Source organism: Rhizobium sp. SRDI969, from assembly GCF_025152725.1.
Taxonomy (GTDB): domain Bacteria; phylum Pseudomonadota; class Alphaproteobacteria; order Rhizobiales; family Rhizobiaceae; genus Rhizobium; species Rhizobium leguminosarum_I.
This window is the reverse complement of sequence record NZ_CP104035.1, coordinates 3735259-3755135: the sequence shown is the minus strand read 5'-3', so window position 1 is coordinate 3755135 and position 19877 is coordinate 3735259. Positions and strand designations below refer to the sequence as shown.

Genomic DNA, 19877 nt, shown 5'->3' with positions numbered 1-19877 from the left:
TGCTTTTTGCTGGACTATTTGGCGGGTGGCGGCGGTGCTCCCGGCAGGCCGTTCAGGGGCGGCAGGGTCAGGCCGGGGATCTGCGGCGAGCCATTGCCGCCGCCGCCCATCGGCGGCAGGCCGAGCTGGCCGCCGAAGCCCGGGATTTCGATCTTGATCGAGTTCGGGTCGACCTTCGGGCCGTGATCCAGCCAATAGGTTACCGATTGCGGCCAGAAGATCACGATCGCCACCAGGATCAGCTGCATACCGACCCAGGGGAGCGCGCCCATGTAGATGTCCGAGGTCTTGACGTCCTTGCTGGCGATCGAACGCAGGTAGAAGAGCGCGAAGCCGAAAGGCGGGTGCATGAAGCTCGTCTGCATGTTGACGCAGATCAGCACGCCGAACCAGATCAGGTCGATGCCGAGACTGGAGGCGACGGGAGCGAGCATCGGGATGACGATGAAGGCGATCTCGAAGAAATCGAGGAAGAAGGCGAGCACGAAGATGAAGATGTTGACGAAGATCAGGAAGCCGACCGGGCCACCTGGTATGCCCGTCAGCATGTGCTCGATCCAGCGCGAGCCGTCCATGCCCTGGAAGACCAGGCTGAAACAGGTGGAGCCGATCAGGATCATCACCACCATGGATGTGATGTGCGTGGTCGATGCCATGGCTTCACGGATCAGCGGCCAGGTGAGGCGACGGTTCATGGCGGCGAGCAGCATGGCGCCGACGACGCCGAGCGCTCCTGCCTCCGTCGGTGTCGCAAGGCCCATGAAGATCGTGCCGAGCACGAGGAAGATCAGCACGATCGAAGGCACCATGCCCATCAGCACCTTGACGAGCAGCGCCCAATTGAAATCGCCGCGCACCTCCTTCGGCAGCGGCGGCATCGATTTCGGCCGGACGATCGACATCACCAGGATGAAGAGCACGAAGATCGCCACCTGCAGGATCGAAGGGCCGATCGCGCCGAGATACATGTCACCGACCGACCTGCCGAGCTGATCGGCAAGAACGACGAGCACGAGCGAGGGCGGGATGACTTGGGTGATCGTGCCCGACGCGGCGATGACGCCGGTGGCAAGGCGCGGATTATAGCCATAGCGCAGCATGATCGGCAGCGAGATCACCCCCATGGTGATGACGGAGGCGGCCACCGTGCCGGTGATCGCGCCGAGCACGGCGCCGACGAGGATGACGGCATAGGCAAGGCCGCCGGGTATGCCGCCGAAAAGCTTACCGGTGCCTTCGAGCAGGTCTTCGGCCAGCCCGCAGCGCTCCAGCACCGCACCCATGAAGGTGAAGAAGGGAATGGCGAGCAGGAGGTCGTTGGAAAGAATGCCGAAGAAGCGCAGCGGCAGAGCCTGCAGGAAGACCTCGCCGAAATGGCCGGTGGCGATGCCGATGATGGCGAAAAACAGGCCGACGGCGGCGAGCGAAAAGGCGACCGGAAAGCCGTAGAGCATGAAGATGACCATGCCGAGGAACATGGCCGGCGGGATGATGCCGAAATCAAACAAATCCGTGTCTCCCAGCCCGCGTTACTGCAGCGGCTTTTCGTATTTCGTGTCGATGCTGATATGGCCGGCAAGCGCTGCGATCCGCTTGACCAGTTCCGAGAGGCCTTGAAGGGAGAGCAACGCGAAGCCGGCGACGAGGATGAGCTTGACGGGCCAGCGGATCAGCCCACCAGCATTGCCCGATATTTCCCCCTGGTGGAAGGAGAGCGCGAAGAAGGGCCAGCACAGCCAGGTGAGATAGACGCATGCGGGAAGGAGGAAGAGGATGAGGCCGACGATGTCGATCCAGATCTTCGCCTTATCGGAAACCGAACCATAGATCAGGTCGACGCGGACATGCTCGTTGTTGCGCAGCGCATGCGAGGCGCCGAGCATGACGACGAAGGCGAAGAGATACCACTGGATCTCCAGCCAGCCGTTCGAACTGTAGTTGAAGGCATAGCGGACGATGGCGTTTCCGGCGCTGATCAGACAGCAGAACAGCACCATATATTCGGCAAGTTTGCCCATGAACTGACTGATCGAGTCGATCAGCCGACTGGCGGCCAGAAGTACCGACATTCGCCTCCCCTTGTTCTTGTCCTGCCGGTTTTCCGACAGTTTTTCCCTCTTGCAATCGATGTAGACCACGGCCTTTGAAATTGGAAGGATAAATGGCTCGCGTTGGAGTATGGTCTTAGACGCATCCGCCAGTCCGTAGGGTCGTCAAATATTTCAACAACCCACGCGTGGATAAATTATTTCAGTAATCTCGCCAGTAGGCTGTATTAACGCGCGTAGGCTGTGCGGTTCACCCTATGGTTTTAGAAAATTTGACCAAATGTTTGATTCCATTGAAATCAATTTTTAAAGGGTTGGGCTTAGAATTCCCGCGCACAGGGAAAGTGTGGATGAAGCCAGATAACCCGAACAGGGTCCCTATTGATGTGTATCTGTCGTTTGTGAGTTCCCTTTCCGGGAACCGCATGACGCTGCTTGTTGGCGTGATCGTCCATGTCGCGACGTGCCTTGCAGTGGCTGCCAAGACGCAGTACTCCATCTACATCCTGCTGTCGGTCGCCTTCCTTCTGGTCTTCGGCGCTCGCATGGCCATCTTCCGGCAGTTCGATCGTGTCGACAAGCAGAGCCTGTCGCACGCCGGAATCGAGCGTTGGGAGCGGATTCTCGTTGCCAGTGGAGCCTGCACCACCGCGCTCCTCGGCATCGCCAGCGGCTACGCCATCTTCGTCGTCCACGATTCCTTTGCGGAGCTTGCCTGCATTTCCGTCACCATGGCGACCATGGTTTCCGTCGTCGGCCGCAACTACGGCTCGCGCTTCGCAGTCGACCTCCAGACCTTCTTCTGCTGCCTGCCGATGATCGTCTGCAGCCTGCTGGCGATGGACTTCTATCGCGGCGTGCTGTCGATCTTCCTCATTCCTTTCTGGCTGACGACGCGGGCCATGGCCAATGGCGTGCGCGAGTTCCTCTATGAGAACGTCATCGCACGCCGGGAAATCACCATCATCGCCGACCGGTTCGATACGGCGCTCAACAACATGCCGCACGGCCTGGTCATGGTCGATGCCGAGAACCGCATCCAGGTTGTCAATCGCAAGGCCTGCGAACTTCTGAAGATCGGCGCGCCGGAGCGGCTGAAGGATCGGGACCTCGGCGCCGTGCTGCGCTATGGCGCGCGCTACAGCTTCATGGACGCCTCGCAGCCGGAGCTCATTCTGCGCCAGCTCACCCAGGTGGCAGAGGGTAATCTGTCGCGCACGCTCATTCATTTTCCCGAGGGCCTGTCGCTCGAATTCTCCGCCAGCCGAAGGGCCGACGGCGGCGCTGTGCTGATCTTCGAGGACGTGTCGAGCCGAGTGAAGGCAGAGCAGAAGATCATGCACATGGTCCGCTTCGATGCGCTGACCGGCCTGCCGAACCGCCAATATTTCGGGCAGCTGGTGCAGGAGTATCTCGCCAAACATCAAAGGAAGTCCGGGCCGCTCGGCTTCATGGTTCTCGATATCGACGAATTCAAACATGTCAACGACATGCGCGGCCACGTTACGGGCGACCACCTGCTCTGCGCCATCGCCGCCCGCATCAAGCAGGCCTCCGGCAACGCCATCCTCGGCCGGTTGATGGGAGACCAGTTCATCCTGTTCTTCCCACATGCGAAGGAGCAGGCTTCGCTCGACGTCGAAATCCGCCGCGTGCACGCTGCAATCCAGGGCAATTACGCGGTCGACGAACTGACGTTCCTCGTTTCGCTCAGCGCCGGTTACGCGATTCTCGAAAGTACCGCGTTTGCGATGGATGAATGGAGCGTCAAAGCGGATCTGGCGCTGTTCGAAAGCAAGTCGCGCTTCAAGGGCGGCATATCAGGCTTCGAGCGGGAGATGGATGGCCGCTATATCGAGCAGCAGAGGCTGAAGGCGGATCTGCGCGAGGCGGTTTCGGCGCAAGCGCTGCATCTCGCCTTCCAGCCGATGTTCCGGGCCGACGGCTCGCGGATCGAGTGCGCCGAGGCCTTGGCGCGCTGGGTGCATCCGGAGAGGGGCTCGATCCCGCCCGACGTCTTTATCCGGCTCGCCGAGGATATGGGCATCATCTCCGACATTACCCGTTTCGTCCTGTTCAAGGCGTGCAGCGAATGCATGAACTGGCCGGAGCATATCGCCGTCTCGGTCAACCTCTCGGCGCGGGACCTGCGCGATGCCGATATTCTCTTTGTGGTCGCCGAAGCGCTTGCCCATTCCGGCCTCGACGCGGCGCGGCTGCATCTTGAAGTCACCGAGAGCTGCCTGATCGACGAGCCGGCGGCCGTGCGCGCCATCCTGGCGGAGCTCAGATCCCGGGGCATCACCATCGCCATCGACGATTTCGGCACCGGCTTCTCCAGCCTCAGCTATCTCGACACGCTGCCGCTCGATATCGTCAAGATCGACCGCTCCTTCGTGCGCAACATCGTCGAGGATGGGCGCCGCCTCAAGCTCTTGCGCGGCACGGTCAATCTCGCCCGCGAACTGGGCCTGAAGATCGTCATCGAGGGTGTGGAGACCGAGGAGCAGCTGACGCTGCTCAACAAGCACCGTAGTGCCGATCTGGTGCAGGGTTACGTTTTCTCGCAGCCGGTCCCTTCCCAGAATATCAGGCTGCTGCAAGAGGGCATCGGCCGCCGCACCGTCCAGCGCCGCCGCAACAAGGTCGCTTGAGCCGCCTGCAAGTGACTGGTTATCCAACCGAAAATCTTGCGCCCTGTTAACCTTAATAGTTTAAATTCGACGCAAACTCGTAGATTTTCTTGCCTATGTGTCGCTGGCATATGATTAATGATCCGTTAACGAGCGGATCGAGAGAATGTCAGACACACTTTTTACGCGTGGCGATTTCAGCAGGAAAATACTGGAAATTCTGGATCACGTCGAATATCGCCGTGTCGAAAGCGGTGAAGACATGGAGGAAGTGGAGCGGCTGCGCTACAAGGCCTACAAGGCCCGTGACGCGCTGTCGCTTGCCCCGGAAGGCCTATTGGACGATGTCGACTTCGACAGCCATGCCTATATCTTCGGCCTCTACTATTATGGCGAACTGGTCAGTACGATTCGAATTCACTATGTGACGCCGGAGCATCGTATCAGCCGGTCCGGAGAAGCCTTTCCCGAGGCGATGGATGAGCTTTTGGACGCCGGGCTAACCTTGATCGACCCGGCGCGGTTCGCGGCCGATCCGGAGTTCACCGCCGAGATGCCATGGGTTCCCTATCTGACGTTGAGACCCGCCATCGTTGCGGCAGCGCATTTCCGGGCGGACCGCGTTATTCAGTCCGTCCGGCCCCCGCATGCCGCCTTCTACAAGCGGGTCTTCTATGCCGATACCATCGTGCCCGGCCGACTGGCGGAGAGTTACGGGGTCGACGTGACGCTGATGGCGACGAATGTGATCGAGGTCGGGCGCAAGCTGTTGACGCGCTATCCCTTTTTCATCTCCAGCGCCAGCGAGCAGCGCATGATGTTTTCACGCAATCCCAACGATACGCTGCCGCCGCTCACCATCATTCCGACGGCGCGTTTCGTGCCGCCAGGCGAACTCGGCACCGATCTGCCGCTGTGATCTGCCTTGCCCCGAGGGGGAGACGACGTAGCGACGGAAGCAGGCAAAATCAGCCGTCCTTCAGGGCCCGTTCCGGGGCTTTGAGGTGACGGTTGCCACGTGCGCCTGCGGCATTCTCATGCATTGCGCTTTCGCCTGTCATTGTGTAATCCCTGCAGGCAGGGATTTCCCTCGCCTAGAGGGAAATTGGGCAGCGCAGAGGCATATCAGGGAGACGATATTTATGGCCGAACATCATACCGGACCGGTCGAGACCGGCGCGCCAATGGATTACAAAGAACATGAAAAGACCTACGACATGTTCATCGCCAGCGCGAAATACGGCTCGATGCTCCTCATCGTCCTCCTGCTTGCGATGACCGCCGGTTTCTTCGGCGGCGCCGGCCTTCTCGGTGGCCTCTTCGTCTTCATCATTCTTCTCGCCGCCGGCATCTTCCTGTTCCGCTGATCGCGTAGAATCAGAGGGTCAGAGCGTTCTTTGTGCGTCCGAAAGGACGCACGGCGCTCTGAGGGGGAGGAGAGACTTCTCCGAAGCTTTGTGAATGAGGTGCTTGGCCCGCGCAGGTGAGCCTGTGGCGGTCTGGCTGACCCGGAGGAGGGGCAGTTGGGCAATATCGTTTTCGTTGCAAGGGAAATTACGGGCGAGGAGACGCGTGTCGCCGCCTCCGTCGAGACCGTGAAGAAGATGAAGAATTTCGGCTTCGACGTCGTCGTCGAAGCCGGAGCCGGTGCGGCTTCCCGCATTCCAGACGGGGAGTTCGAGGCCGCGGGCGCCAGGATCGGCAGTTTTGCGGATGCAGCTTCCGCCGATGTGGTGTTGAAGGTGCGCCGGCCCAGCGGATCGGAAATCTCCGGCTATAAAAGCGGCGCCGTGATCATCGCCATCATGGATCCCTACGGCAATGACGAAGCGATCGCGGCACTGGCAAGTGCCGGGCTTTCGGCCTTCGCGATGGAACTGATGCCGCGCATTACCCGCGCCCAGTCCATGGACGTGATGTCGTCCCAGGCCAATCTCGCCGGTTACCAGGCCGTCATCGAGGCTGCAGCGGTCTATGACCGCGCCATGCCGATGATGATGACGGCGGCTGGTACCGTGCCGGCCGCCAAGGTCTTCGTCATGGGCGCCGGCGTCGCAGGTCTTCAGGCGATCGCGACCGCGCGACGTCTCGGCGCGGCGGTCTCGGCCACCGACGTTCGTCCGGCCGCCAAGGAGCAGGTCGCCTCGCTCGGCGCCAAGTTCATCGCCGTCGAGGACGAGGAGTTCAAGGCGGCGGAAACGACCGGCGGCTATGCCAAGGAAATGTCCGCCGACTATCAGGCGAAACAGGCGGCTCTGGTTGCCGAACACATCGCCAAGCAGGATATCGTCATCACCACCGCGCTGATCCCCGGTCGTGCGGCGCCGCGGCTCGTTTCGCAGGCCATGCTCGCCTCGATGAAATCAGGGGCGGTCGCCGTCGATCTCGCAGTCGAACGCGGCGGCAATATCGAGGGCGTCGTCCCCGGCGAGATCGCCGATGTCGAAGGCGTCAGGGTCATCGGTTTCGCCAACATGCCGGGCCGGGTTGCGGCCAGCGCCTCGGCGCTCTACGCCAAGAACCTCGTCACCTTCCTCGAGACCATGGTCAACAAGGAAACCCGGAGCGTCGTCGTCAATCTCGACGACGAGCTCGTCAAGGCGACGATGCTGACCTATGCCGGCGACGTCGTTCATCCTGCCTTCGGCGGCGCGAAGAAGGGAGACCTCTGATGGCCAGTGAAGCAATGGACAAAGCGCTGGAGCAGCTCGATCAGGCGGTGACCGCCGTGATCACGGCGGCGGCCCAGGCGCCGGAAGCGGCAAGCGCTGCGACCGGCGGGGCGATCGATCCCTTCGTTTTCCAGCTTGCCATCTTCGTATTGTCGATCTTCGTCGGCTATTACGTCGTGTGGTCGGTGACGCCGGCGCTGCATACGCCGCTGATGGCCGTCACCAATGCGATCTCCTCCGTCATCGTCGTCGGCGCGCTTCTGGCGGTCGGCATTTCGACCAGCGGGCTTGCGACCGGCTTCGGTTTCGTCGCCCTCGTACTCGTCTCGGTGAACATCTTCGGCGGTTTCCTCGTCACGCAGCGGATGCTTTCGATGTACCGCAAGAAGGACCGGTAAGGACTGATGACCAATATCGCAGCCTTCCTCTACCTCGTCTCCGGCGTGCTCTTCATCCTGGCGCTGCGCGGCCTGTCGCATCCAGCCACCAGCCGCAAGGGCAATCTCTACGGCATGATCGGCATGGGGATCGCGATCCTGACGACGCTGGTGCTGGCGACCCCGAATTTCGGCGGCTTCGTGCTGATCGTTCTTGGCCTTGCCATCGGCGGCAGCGTCGGCGCCTATGTCGCCCGCACCATCCCCATGACCTCGATGCCGCAGCTCGTCGCCGGTTTCCATTCGCTGGTCGGCCTTGCCGCCGTGTTGGTCGCGGCTTCCGCGCTCTATACGCCTGCCTCCTTCGGCATTGGCGAGATCGGCCATATTCACACCGAGGCGCGCATCGAGATGGCGCTCGGCGTGGCGATCGGAGCGCTGACCTTCACCGGTTCGATCATCGCCTTCCTAAAGCTCGACGGACGCATGTCCGGCAAGCCGATCCTGCTGCCTTACCGGCATATGATCAATGCGAGCCTGCAGGTGCTGATCGTGCTCTTCATCATCGGGCTTGCCGCCACCGAAAGCCATTTCGACTTCTGGGCCGTTGTGGCCTTGTCGCTGGCGCTCGGCGTTCTGCTGATCGTGCCGATCGGCGGGGCCGATATGCCCGTCGTCGTCTCGATGCTGAACTCCTATTCAGGCTGGGCCGCGGCCGGCATCGGCTTCACGCTCGGCAATCTGGCGCTGATCATCACCGGCGCGCTCGTCGGCTCCTCCGGCGCGATCCTTTCCTACATCATGTGCAAGGGCATGAACCGTTCCTTCGTCTCCGTCATCCTCGGCGGTTTCGGCGGCGAGACGGCGTCCGGCGGACCCGACACATCGGACAGGACGGTCAAGCTCGGCTCGGCCGAGGATGCGGCTTATCTGATGGCCAACGCATCGAAGGTCATCATCGTGCCGGGATACGGCATGGCGGTCGCCCAGGCCCAGCATGCGCTGCGCGAACTTGCCGACAATCTGAAGAAGAACGGCGTCGAGGTGAAATATGCGATCCATCCGGTCGCAGGCCGGATGCCCGGCCACATGAACGTGTTGCTCGCCGAAGCGAATGTTCCCTATGACGAGGTTTTCGAGCTCGAGGATATCAACTCGGAATTCGCCCAGGCCGACGTTGCCTATGTCATCGGCGCCAATGACGTCACCAATCCGGCGGCGCGCGACGACAAGACCTCGCCGATCTACGGCATGCCGATCCTCGACGTCGACCGGGCAAAGACCTGCCTCTTCGTCAAGCGCTCGCTCGGTTCCGGTTATGCCGGCATCGACAATACGCTGTTCTACAAGGATGGTACGATGATGCTGCTCGGTGATGCGAAGAAGATGACCGAGGATATCAACAAGGCGCTCGCGCATTGATCGACGCAGAAACAGCCGCCCTTTGGGTGGCTGTTTGATTCATGCTTGGCTGGCCGGCCGCTTTCATCAGGTCTCGCCGGGCACGAGTGTCATTTTCTCGACGCCGATCGCCAGGTTCAGACCTTCCTGAGCCTGGACGTTCAACGGCTGCAGCATGAAGGCCCTGTCGGTGCCGCCGGCGATGACCTTGGCGCCGGTGCCTGCACCGATGCTTGCGTCGGCGCCGATCCCGTAATATTCGCCGGCAAGGGCGAATTGCGGAATATCCGTGCCGGTCTTTGCCAGCACCTGCCAGATCATGACGCTCTTGCCGGTCTGGCCGATATCGAGGCCGAATTTCTCGATTTTGCCGGCATAGACCGCCTTGGCGCCGCCGGCCGCCGGCGTATAGGTGCAGATGAGGTTCTTCTGCGAGGTGACGATCAGACCCTGGCCGCCATCGGATCCGCAGACAAGACGGCCAAGCGTGACATAGTTTTCCGCGCCCGCCGGGCTCGCCCAGGCAGCGGCCGTCAATGCCGCGGCGATCATCGTTTGCTTGAACATGGTCTTTCTCCTTTGGAACGACCTGTCCGAAACGGGTGGAGGTAGCGATTGTTCCGGGACTTTTATTCCCGCTCCAGCGTGGCGCGCTGCGCCGTCAGCACCCATAATAGGCCCTCGGGCCGGAAGTCGATCTCAACCGTGCCGCGAAAGGCGGAGGCGGCATGGGCTTTGATGACGGTCGTGCCGAAGCCCGAGCGCGATGGCTGCTCGGTGACCAGTGGGCCGCCGCGCTCTTCCCAGGTGAAGCGGAGCAGGGCCTCCGGCTTGTCTTCCTCCTTGACGTCGCGCCATTCGAAGCGGACACGGCCTTGCGGTACGGAGAGCGCACCGTACTTCACCGAATTGGTGGCGAGTTCATGCAAGGCGAGACCGAGATTCTGCACGGCATCCGGTTTCAGCACGAAGTCTTCGCCGCTGATGTCGATCTGCTCGCGCGATTGCGGGAAGGCGTGCAAATGGATGTCGACGACCCGCCGCAGTGAGACGCCTCCCCATTGTTCGCTGGTCAGCAGCTCGATCGACCGAACCAACCCTTCGAGGCGGTCGGCGACGGCGGCGCGGAAGGTCTCGACGCTGTCGGACTGCTTGGCGAGCTGGCGCATCATTGCCTGGGCAAGTGTCAGAAGATTCTTGGTGCGGTGGACGAGCTCGTGCATGACGAAACGCAGCCGGTCTTCAGTCTGGCTACGGTCGAAAGAGGCATTCGAAAGGGCAATCGCCACTTGGTTCGCCTCGATGACGCTGGTCTCGACAGGCGAGACGATATGGCCTTCACCCATGCGGTTCGCCATGTCGGCGATATCGCGGATGGTAGTGCGCACCTGCCGTGCGACGGCATAGGCAGCCAGGACGGCGACAAGCACCAGTGCCACGCCACCGATGATGAGGAAACGCCAGGTGCTGAGGATCGACGCCTGGGCGATCGGTCCCCAGATCACCGTCTTCCACGACCAACCGGGAATTTGGGCATAACCGAGCAGCATGTGCGGCAGGATCTTCTCGTCTTGGAAGACGCCGCGGGGCGCGGTGAGCGCCGGCAGAATGCGTGGATCGAAGGGCGTGCCGGATTCGAGATTGGCAGGGCCGGTGGCTGCAACGACGTGGCCGCTCTCATCGATGACGGCCGCCGACCAGCCGGGCGCAAGGCCTTCGGTGGTCACGAGCTTGCCCAGATCTTTGGCGTCCTGCGTGATGATGAGGGCCGCAACCGGATCATTCTTACGTGGCAGGGTGACGTTGTAGACCCATTCGCCGCTGGTCCGGCCGCGAAAGACGTCCGATGCCTCGATGCGACCGGAAGCCATGGCCGCTTCGAGGGCTGTCATATTCGCCGTCTTGCCGAGCGGCGTGCCGAACGCCTGGCGCGTGTTCAGTAGCTGCTGGCCGGTGCGTTCGACGGCGATGACGAAAAGCGTGTTGTCTCTAAGGGCTGTTTCGGTGCGCTCGTGGAAGGAGGCGAGATTGCCGTTTTCAAGCTCCGGCGAACTCGAAAGCAGCCGCAGGGTCGTTGCCATGTCCTGAAGCTGGCGGTCGATGATGCGCGAAAGGGCAAGCGCATCCTGGGCCGTCTCGCGCTTCAGCGTCGAACGCTGGTTATCCTCCAGCTGCAGCAGAAGCAGCGCCACGAAGGCGAAGATCGGCACTGCGATCGCCACCGCCATGGCGACGAGGTAGGTTCCGATCGAGGCTTTCGGAAAGAACAGCGCGACGATCTTCATCTGCCGCAATTCAAAATGTCGCAATGTCCTTTGCGCGTCTGAAAAGACGCGCAGCGCTGTAATGCGCGTGGCCCGCAACGTTTTTCGCTTGCGGCCAGGACAGCAAAGATCCACATCTCTCGCAAACCGCCCCCAACACGTGTTCAAACGTCCGATAGCGGGCTATCGAAGCAGGTCCATGTTAGGGGGAGCAAGAGCAGGTTGCAACATACTATGACCGGCCATCGACGACGACAGACGCTTTTTCGGCTTCTCTTGGCAAGGCGGTGCGACTGACTTTGCGCCACGTCGCTTCCACCGCCTGGCGTGGCACAATATCACCTCGATGATATCCAAAGCCGGAAGATTCGTTTGAATCATCAGGGCCTTTGCCGGTGTCCGATGGTTGGTGCGACCGGTAAATGGCGGTTCCGGTCCGCGCGATGCTTCGGGCCGCTCAATTATGTCTTTAGCCGGCTGGGGCCACGCCGACGCGGGCAAGCCCGTCGCGAGCCGGCTGGTATTTGGCATCGAGGCCGACCGCGTGGCGATAGGAGCGGGCCGCCTTCGCCTTGTCGCCGCGGCGTTCGTAGACGAGCGCCTGGTTGGCCCAGGATTCGGCGATGTTGCCGTTGAGCTCGATCGCATGGTTGAAATCGGCAAAGGCGTTGTCATCGTCGTTCAGCGCGATATAGGAAATGCCGCGGCCATTATAGGGCTCTGGCGAATTCGGCGCGAGCGAGATCGCTTTCGAGAAATCGTCGATCGCCTTATCCTGCTGATTGCGCTTCTGATAGATCAGGCCACGATTGTGATAGGCGCGGCCATCGGTGGTGCCGAGCTGGATCGCCTTGTCGAAATCGTTGAAGGCCTGGTCGTCTTGGCCGGCCATGCGGTAGACATTGCCACGGCCGATATAGGCAACGTCGTAGCTCGGATTAATCTGCAGGGCGGCATTGTAGTCGGCAATCGCCTGGGCCTGTTGGCCCATATTGCGATAGACGAGGGCGCGGTTGGCGTAAGCCTGGAAAAACCGCGGATTGATCTGCAGCGCCGTATTGAAATCGTTCAGCGCCGGGCGGAACTGGCCGGCGCGGCCATAGGCGGAACCACGGACGTTGTAACCTTCGGGATCCCTCGGATTGGCGTTGATGACAGCCGTCAGCGAGGCGATGTTCTCTTCCGAACCCTGCGCCTTATCGATGCTGATCACGGCATCCGAGGTATTGGTCGTCTCGCAGCCGGCGAGGCCGAATATTGCCGCCAGCGCCAAAGCGGGCAGGAATGCCGTTTTCTGCAAGCGCAAAGCGCGGGACGGATTAAAGGTGTTGACAGCCATTCGGGCTCGCTTTCCCCATGCGGCATATCCGGTGCGCGGATATGCGATCTTCAGCGGCAAACTAAAAAAGGCGGCGGCGAACCCATCGCCCCCGCCACAATGCATCTGAAAACGTCGAAAAAACGACGGAAATGCTCAGCGCGCTGCAACCAGACCCTCGCGCTGAGCGCGCTTACGGGCCAGCTTGCGAACACGGCGAACAGCCTCGGCCTTTTCGCGAGCACGCTTCTGCGACGGCTTCTCGTAGTAGTCGCGCATCTTCATTTCGCGGAAAATGCCTTCGCGCTGCATCTTCTTCTTGAGAGCGCGGAGAGCCTGATCAACATTGTTATCGCGGACAAGTACCTGCACGAGAATCACGTTCCTTTGGTTGGTTGATGCCGGAGGCGGCGCAGCGGCCAGAGGCAAAACAATAACGTTCGCGCGGCCGCAGCCTTGCGATTGGTGATGCGGGATAGCAGATTGAGCACGGCAAGTCCAGATGGATATGGGAGGCGCACGGAAAAATCATGCTTGCCCGATATCCGGTCACGATCCGGCGGTTTCGGGCAGGGTTTCGTCCAGCGCGGCGATCGCCTCCTTGAGAGCCGTCCTGACCCGGAGGCGATCGGAAGGCTCCAGCCGGCTCATATCCAAATGCAGGTCAAGGCCCGAGAGGTGCTCGCTGAGAACTCGGCTTTTGTGGTCCGCACCGAGCGTCAACCCATCCACCGCATAGGGCACGATCTCGCGCTGTATGCCCTTCATGGTGATCGGCGGCAGGGGATGGGCGTCGACGATTTCGTTCACCAGCGCGTAGGTTTCGTAGCTGATGACGATCTCTCCTCCCTGGGCGATCGATTGCAGCCGGGCTGCGAGATTGGCCTCCGCCCCGATGATCGTGTAGTCCATGCGGTCGTTGCTGCCGAAATTGCCGACGTTGCAATAGCCGCTGTTTACCCCCATGCGGACGACGAAAGGCTCTTCGGTGCCGTTTCTGCGCCATCTGTCCTTGAGTTCGCCGAGACGGCGCTGCATGTCGACGGCCATGCGCAGACATGCTTTCGCATCCTCTTCGGGGCCTCTGGTGTCGGGATCGCCGAAGAAGACCAGCATCGCGTCGCCGATGAACTTGTCCACCGTGCCGCCATGCTCCAGGGCAATGTTCGACATCTCGGTCAGATATTCGTTGAGCATCTCCGTCAGGGCTTCCGGTTGCAGGCGCTCGGTCGTCGCCGTGAAGTCCTTGATGTCGGAGAAGAAAATCGTCAGGCGCTTGCGCTCTGTATGGACCACCACGTCCTTCTGGCCGGAGAAGATGCTCTTGTAGATCTGCGGCGAGAGATAGCGCGAAATCTTCATCGAAACGCTGGCGAGGAATTCGTTCGCCGCTTCCAGATCTTGGTTGGCGCTGTGGATCGCGCGCGTCTGCTGCCGCTGGAGCACAATGAAGCTGATGCCGATGACGGCGACGAAAAGAAAATAGCAGAGCAGGTATTTGAAGGCGAAGACGTTGCTAGCGTAGGGATGCCTGATGATGACTTCCTGAATGCCGCGCACGTCGCCCACCTTCCAATCGGTCTTCGGGCTTTCGGGGTGGGTATTATGGCAGGCAACACAGGCCTGGCCCATAACGACGGGGGTGATGAACCGCAAGGTATCGGTCAATCCGACGCGGGTGAGCTCGTTCAGGGTCTGCTGCGGATTGGCGCGCAACGCGGCGAGCGCTTTTTTCTCGAAGTCGTCGAGCTCGTGGGATGCGCGGCTTTTGAACGGCAGGTCGGAGACGAAACGATAGGTGATATTGGCCTGCTGCTCCTTGATGACGTCGCCGAGCTCCAGGGAAAGCGTGGCCGGCAGCGGGATGGCGCCTGATATATTCGCATAGTTGTGGGAGACCACCGTGCCCTCGGTCGCGCCGCTGGCATGGGCGGCGAGAACGCGCCCCACGACATTCGTGGAATAATAGGAGCGGATGCTCGATATCAGCGAGCTCATGTCACCGGCCTGGCGCCGTAGGGTGTTGCCCGAGAGATCGCTGATATCAAGCCAGACGGCAAGCGGCAGCCCGGCGAGCATTGCCAGCACGACGATAATCAGCCAGTAGCCGCTTCGGCGTGCGGCGGATTCGGAAATCACGGCGACCTTCACCCTTCTCGAAAGAGCATTCGATTTTCGATCGTTACAAGAGCATTTCACCGCGCGCCGGGCAATGTTGAAGCCTTTTCATCCAGGCAAAAGCCCGGCGAAATCCGGAGGCGTGGCCGTATTGAAGACGGTTCCCTGCCGGTCCCCGGAAAACGAAATGCGGGAGGCTGAAAAGAGAGCGCCCGGGATGCATCTGCGAATGGCGTTTGGGAGGAAAGCGGCGTAGCTTGTCTGCCGGCAGGTGCGGATCGCCCTGCCGGCCGTGGGAGGGGACACCCGGTGAGATCATGACGCGCGCGCAGCAAATCGGTGTCGTTCTCGGCCTGGCGATCGTGACTGCGCTGACGATCCTTCGAGCAAGTGATCCCGGGATCTTCAAGTTGATCCGCGGCGTGACCTTCGACGAGTACCAGCGGCTGGTTCCCAGAACCTTCGAGCCAATGCCGGTCCGCGTGATCGACATCGACGAGGCCTCGCTGCACGAATTCGGCCAATGGCCCTGGCCGCGCGACCGGATGGCCTTGCTGGTGAACCGGCTTTCGGAGATGGGCGCCTCGGCCATCGCCTTCGATATTCTTTTCGCCGAGCCGGACCGGCTGTCACCGCGCAACGTTGTCCGCGAGGTCGCGGGGATAGACCCTGCGCTTGCCGAGAAACTGCCCGACAATGACGAGATATTCGCTCGATCGATTGCCGAAAAACCCGTCGTGCTCGGCTTCGGCCTTTCCAATGAAGGCAATTACCGGCCGCCGGTGAAGGCGGGCTTTGCCTTTACAGGCGAAAGCCCGGTTTCGGCTCCGCCCCATCTTGGTGCCTCGACGCCGCTGCGGCCGCAATTGGAGACCAACGCGGCGGGACTGGGCCACATCAGCCTCAATCCCGGCAATCCCTCGCCGGTGGTACGGGCGGTCCCTCTGTTCCTGACCGACGGCGAGCAGCTCTATCCGAATCTCGCGATCGAGGCGCTGCGTGTCGCACAAGGGGCATCGACTTATGTGCTATCAGGCGCGCCCGATCGCGCCGGCATCATGACATCGGTAAAGATCGGGGATTTCGTCGTGCCGCTAACCGCGGCGGGCGAGCTCTGGCTCTATGTCACCCCCGACCGGGCGGAGCGTTATATATCCGCCAGGCAGGTGCTTGCGGCCGAAGGGGTCTCTCCAGATGTCGCCGCCGCCATCGACGGCAGTATCGTCTTCGTCGGGACATCGGCGGCCGGCCTGCAGGACATCCGCGTCACCGCGCTCGGCGAGAACGTTCCAGGCGTTTCGCTGCATGCACAGGCCGTCGAGCAGATCCTCTCCGGCCGCTTTCTCTCGCGGCCCGACTGGGCGGACGGTCTGGAAATCCTGATGATCGCCGTGCTTGGATGCCTGCTCGTCGGGGTGACGACCTTCGTCAGTCCCGCCGTCGCGCTGGCCTGCGGCCTGCTGATCACGGCCATGGCGCTGGTGGCGTCTTGGCTTTCGTTTCTTTATGCGGGGCTTCTCCTCGATCCGCTGGCTCCGATCATCAGCGGGTCGATCACCCATTTCGCATCGACCTCGTTCCGGATCCTGGTGATCGATAGAGAGCGGCGCGAGGTGCGGCGTGCCTTCGGGCATTATCTTTCCCCGTCGCTGCTCCATCGCATCGAGCATTCCCGCGACGCGTTGCGCCTCGGCGGAGACGATCGCGAGCTGACGGTCATGTTCGTCGATGTCAGGAGCTTCACCGAGATCAGCGAGCGGCTGGCGCCGACTGCCGTGGTCGCATTCCTGAATACGTTGCTCGATGCCCTGAGCCGCCATGTAGTGGCCAATGAAGGCACGCTCGACAAGTTTATCGGTGATTCGATCATGGCGTTCTGGAATGCACCCGTCGATGTGGCGGATCATGAAACCAAGGCCGTTCGCGCAGCGCTTGCCATGCGCGAAACGCTGGCCGAACTGAACGCCGGCGACGCTTTCGGCTTCGGATCCGGACAAGAAGTCGGGATCGGTATCGGCATCCATACCGGCCTTGCCTGCGTCGGCAATATGGGCGCCAAGACGCGCTTCAACTATTCGGCGGTCGGCGATGCCGTCAACATTGCGGCGCGGCTGGAATCATCCTGCAAAGAGGTCGGTTTCGATATTCTGATATCAGACAGCACGGCGAGATCGGTGCCGGGAATGGCGCTGATCGAGGCCGGCGCCATTCCGCTCAAGGGGAAGAGCAGCCGAACGCAGATTCTCGCCGTCGTCGGCGACGAACGCGTTGCAGCCTCTGCGGAGTTCGCCGCGCTTGCGGTCGTTCACGAGCAGCTGACGCAGGCGCTGCATTCGCATTCGAAAAACACGCGCAAGCTTATCGGCACGGCAAAGCTCAGGGCGGCGAAAGTGATCGGCGGGCTGGCGGAATTCTACCGGCGGATATCCAGCAGAAGCGATCACTTCCGCGAGGTGGCGGATGGTTTCGAGAAGAGCGTCGCCGATTGACGGCATCATCGGTTGCGATTGAAATTCCGGGCCCTGTCGTGGTTTGTGTCCCCATCACGATCGCGATCTCTATCGTGATCACGATCGCGATGATGCCCTTGATCGTTATAGTCGTGATCATCGTGCTGATCGTGATGTTCATGCCGACCGTGGCCATCATGCTTGTCGGGTTTATCCGGTTCGTCGTGATGCGGCGTGTCAGGCTTGGTCGGCCGTTCCTTCTGCGGCTCGGCCTGTTTCTGCGGCGGATCCTGCCTCTGGGGCGCGGGCGAAGCCGGAGGCGGGGGCCGTTTTCTGTCCTTTCTTTCCGGCGCGACGGAGGCCATATTGCAGCCGCCGAGCATGCCGATGCCGCCCGCAAGCCGCTGATTGCCGGAGAGGAAGGGCAAGGCGCGCTCATTTCCGAGCGTCGCGAAGATGCTCGGATCGACCCGGCGCGCCGCCGACATATTGCCGTTCGGCTTGGCCACCACGCAATCGCAGCGCTGCTGCAGCTGCCGGCAGCCGCCCGGACCGCAGAAACGGGCAGCACCGTTCAGCAGCACGACGGCGGTCGTGCCGTCAGGGCCGACGTAGAAATCGAAAGCGGTGCCGCGTACGCCAATCGTGCCGGCCGGCGTCAGGATCTGGTAGGCCGAGGAGTTGGAACTGCCGCTGACCCAGCGAAATGTGCCCTTTGCCGCCCTGATGGTCAGTTTCTTGACCGATTGGGAATCATCGAAGACATATTTGTCGATGACGACCGACGAACCCCAGCCGACGGCGAGCTTTGTGCCGTCACGAAACAGGAACTGGCCAAGCCCCGATTGCGATGTCTTGATGCGCTCGTTGCGATGAACGCTGGTGTCGACCTCGATAGGACCGCTCTGTCCCGTCACCTCTGTCTTGATGACGACAGCCTGGCCGACCGGCTCGGCGGCGGGTGCCGGCCATGCGCTGCTTAACGCGATGCAAAGCGTCGCGACTGATACTGAGCGCCAACCCCACATGATACACATACCCCACAACATGTGATGGTTAACATTTTAGTAATTGCTTGTCTTCTAACCCTCTTGGGTTAGGCCACCGGTCGATGGACAAGCAGAAATGCTGCCGCTTGCGTCATTCGCCTGAAGCGGCATTCTCTTCAGCGTGTCGAAACCAAAGCTCTCGCGCGTCGCAAAAGAACCGTTGTGCCGCATTTGGATTTGCGATTTGTATGAGCGCGGAGAACAAGCCCTTTCCCGAAGGAGAAGAAGGCGGATGCGGAAATATTCGGTTTTTGCCGTGGCACGGGAGGCCCTTCGCGGCCACAAGGGCTGGGAGAAGCAGTGGACGTCACCGGAGCCGCGCGCCGAATACGACGTCGTCATCATCGGCGCCGGCGGCCACGGGCTGGGTGCTGCGTACTATCTCGCCAAGGAGCACGGCATCACCAATGTGGCGGTGATCGAGAAGGGCTGGCTCGGCGGCGGCAATACCGGGCGCAACACCACCATCATCCGCTCGAACTATCTCTACGAAGAGAGCATGCACATCTACGAGCATTCGATGAAGCTCTGGGAGGGGCTTTCCCAGGAGCTCAACTACAATGTGATGTATTCGCCGCGTGGCGTGATGATGCTCTCGCACAATATTCACGACCAGCAGTCCTTCAAGCGGCATATTCATGCCAACCGGCTCTACGGCATCGACAATGAATGGCTGACGCCGGAGCAGGCGAAGGCCTATTGTCCGCCGCTCGATATCTCGGCCAGCGCGCGCTACCCGATCAACGGGGCGGCACTGCAGCGGCGCGGCGGTACGGCGCGGCACGACGCGGTTGCGTGGGGTTATGCGCGGGCCGCCTCAGACCGCGGTGTGCACATCATTCAGAATTGCGAAGTGACCGGCATCCGGCGCGGCGCAGATGGACGGGTGACCGGGGTCGAGACCTCGCGTGGCTTCATCGGCGCCAGGAAAGTGGCGGTGTCGGCGGCCGGCCATACGACCACTGTCATGCAGATGGCTGGCGTGCGCGTGCCGCTGCAATCGAGCCCGCTACAGGCGCTGGTTTCCGAACCGCTGAAGCCGATCTTTCCCTGCGTCGTCATGTCGAACACGGTGCATGCCTATATCTCCCAGTCCGACAAGGGAGAGCTCGTCATCGGCGCCGGAACCGACCAGTACAATTCCTATTCCCAGACCGGCGGGCTGCAGATCATCACGCACACGCTCGACGCCATCTGCGAACTCTTCCCGATGTTCCGGCGCGTCAAGATGATGCGGCAATGGGGCGGCATCGTCGACAATACGCCGGATCGTTCGGCGATCCAGTCGAAGACACCGGTTCCCGGACTCTACGTCAATTGCGGCTGGGGCACCGGCGGCTTCAAGGCGACGCCGGGTTCGGCCAATCTCTTCGCCCATCTGATCGCCCGCGACGAACCGCATAAGTTCAACGCCGGCCTGACGCTGGAACGTTTCCGCAGCGGCCGGCTGATCGACGAGGCTGCTGCGGCGGCGGTGGCGCACTGACGATGGGCGTTTTCGTGCTAACGCTCGCTCCATTCGTCGCTCACCCCCTCATCTGTCTTTC

The 19877-nt window shown here is 61.4% G+C and carries 16 protein-coding genes; 8 read left to right on the top strand and 8 right to left on the bottom strand.

From position 1 onward, the window contains the following. Positions 1-14 precede the first annotated feature (14 nt). Together N2A41_RS18630 and N2A41_RS18625 are read right to left on the bottom strand one after the other, a co-directional pair. Complete coding sequence (locus N2A41_RS18630; RefSeq protein ID WP_017967914.1) at positions 15-1508, bottom strand: TRAP transporter large permease; 1494 nt, start codon at positions 1506-1508, stop codon at positions 15-17. A 21-nt stretch (positions 1509-1529) separates the two neighbouring features. After that, a complete protein-coding gene (locus tag N2A41_RS18625; RefSeq protein ID WP_026154543.1) occupies positions 1530-2069 on the bottom strand; it encodes a TRAP transporter small permease subunit in 540 nt (179 codons plus the stop codon). A gap of 329 nt (positions 2070-2398) precedes the next feature. On the opposite strand from N2A41_RS18625, the gene N2A41_RS18620 reads away from it, so the two are divergent. The 6 genes from N2A41_RS18620 (at position 2399) to N2A41_RS18595 (ending at position 9152) form a co-directional block, all read left to right on the top strand. Beyond that, complete coding sequence (locus tag N2A41_RS18620) at positions 2399-4702, top strand: putative bifunctional diguanylate cyclase/phosphodiesterase (RefSeq protein WP_162116942.1); 2304 nt, start codon at positions 2399-2401, stop codon at positions 4700-4702. 145 nt (positions 4703-4847) lie between these two features. Continuing rightward, positions 4848-5600 (top strand): N-acyl amino acid synthase FeeM domain-containing protein, encoded by a 753-nt coding sequence (locus N2A41_RS18615; RefSeq protein WP_017967911.1) that lies wholly within the window; start codon positions 4848-4850, stop codon positions 5598-5600. Positions 5601-5823: 223 nt separating this feature from the next. After that, positions 5824-6048 (top strand): aa3-type cytochrome c oxidase subunit IV, encoded by a 225-nt coding sequence (locus tag N2A41_RS18610; RefSeq protein ID WP_003552834.1) that lies wholly within the window; start codon positions 5824-5826, stop codon positions 6046-6048. 156 nt (positions 6049-6204) lie between these two features. Beyond that, complete coding sequence (locus N2A41_RS18605; RefSeq protein WP_260109446.1) at positions 6205-7353, top strand: Re/Si-specific NAD(P)(+) transhydrogenase subunit alpha; 1149 nt, start codon at positions 6205-6207, stop codon at positions 7351-7353. Then, on the top strand, positions 7353-7751 hold the full coding sequence (locus tag N2A41_RS18600) for a proton-translocating transhydrogenase family protein (protein WP_017967908.1): 399 nt from the start codon (positions 7353-7355) through the stop codon (positions 7749-7751). The genes N2A41_RS18605 and N2A41_RS18600 overlap by 1 nt, the downstream gene beginning before the upstream one ends. 6 nt (positions 7752-7757) lie before the next feature. Beyond that, positions 7758-9152: an NAD(P)(+) transhydrogenase (Re/Si-specific) subunit beta gene (locus tag N2A41_RS18595; RefSeq protein ID WP_260109445.1), complete on the top strand. Its 1395-nt coding sequence runs from the start codon at positions 7758-7760 to the stop codon at positions 9150-9152. A 66-nt stretch (positions 9153-9218) separates the two neighbouring features. Here the strand turns inward: N2A41_RS18595 and N2A41_RS18590 are convergent, their stop codons facing one another. The 5 genes from N2A41_RS18590 to N2A41_RS18570 all read right to left on the bottom strand — a co-directional run bounded on the left by N2A41_RS18590 (position 9219) and on the right by N2A41_RS18570 (position 14864). Then, on the bottom strand, positions 9219-9698 hold the full coding sequence (locus tag N2A41_RS18590; RefSeq protein WP_260109444.1) for a DUF992 domain-containing protein: 480 nt from the start codon (positions 9696-9698) through the stop codon (positions 9219-9221). A 62-nt stretch (positions 9699-9760) separates the two neighbouring features. Continuing rightward, positions 9761-11416, bottom strand: coding sequence for a sensor histidine kinase (locus N2A41_RS18585; RefSeq protein ID WP_260109443.1), 1656 nt, complete (start codon positions 11414-11416; stop codon positions 9761-9763). A 448-nt stretch (positions 11417-11864) separates the two neighbouring features. Then, the gene (locus N2A41_RS18580) at positions 11865-12734 is read right to left on the bottom strand and encodes a tetratricopeptide repeat protein (RefSeq protein ID WP_162116946.1); all 870 of its coding nucleotides are present in this window, start codon (positions 12732-12734) and stop codon (positions 11865-11867) included. A 135-nt stretch (positions 12735-12869) separates the two neighbouring features. Beyond that, a complete protein-coding gene (gene rpsU / locus N2A41_RS18575; protein ID WP_003542939.1) occupies positions 12870-13085 on the bottom strand; it encodes a 30S ribosomal protein S21 in 216 nt (71 codons plus the stop codon). Between the two features lie 177 nt (positions 13086-13262). Then, positions 13263-14864, bottom strand: a complete 1602-nt coding sequence (locus N2A41_RS18570; protein ID WP_260109442.1) for an adenylate/guanylate cyclase domain-containing protein — start codon at positions 14862-14864, stop codon at positions 13263-13265. A 284-nt stretch (positions 14865-15148) separates the two neighbouring features. On the opposite strand from N2A41_RS18570, the gene N2A41_RS18565 reads away from it, so the two are divergent. Beyond that, on the top strand, positions 15149-17320 hold the full coding sequence (locus N2A41_RS18565) for a CHASE2 domain-containing protein (protein ID WP_260109441.1): 2172 nt from the start codon (positions 15149-15151) through the stop codon (positions 17318-17320). 5 nt (positions 17321-17325) lie between these two features. Here N2A41_RS18565 and N2A41_RS18560 read toward each other — a convergent pair whose 3' ends face one another. After that, on the bottom strand, positions 17326-18309 hold the full coding sequence (locus N2A41_RS18560) for a FecR family protein (protein WP_170279851.1): 984 nt from the start codon (positions 18307-18309) through the stop codon (positions 17326-17328). A gap of 253 nt (positions 18310-18562) precedes the next feature. Here N2A41_RS18560 and N2A41_RS18555 point away from each other — a divergent pair, with 253 nt between their 5' ends. Then, positions 18563-19816 carry a sarcosine oxidase subunit beta family protein gene (locus N2A41_RS18555; protein ID WP_018072777.1) on the top strand — a complete coding sequence of 418 codons (1254 nt, stop codon included), beginning with the start codon at positions 18563-18565 and terminating at the stop codon, positions 19814-19816. Positions 19817-19877 lie beyond the last annotated feature (61 nt).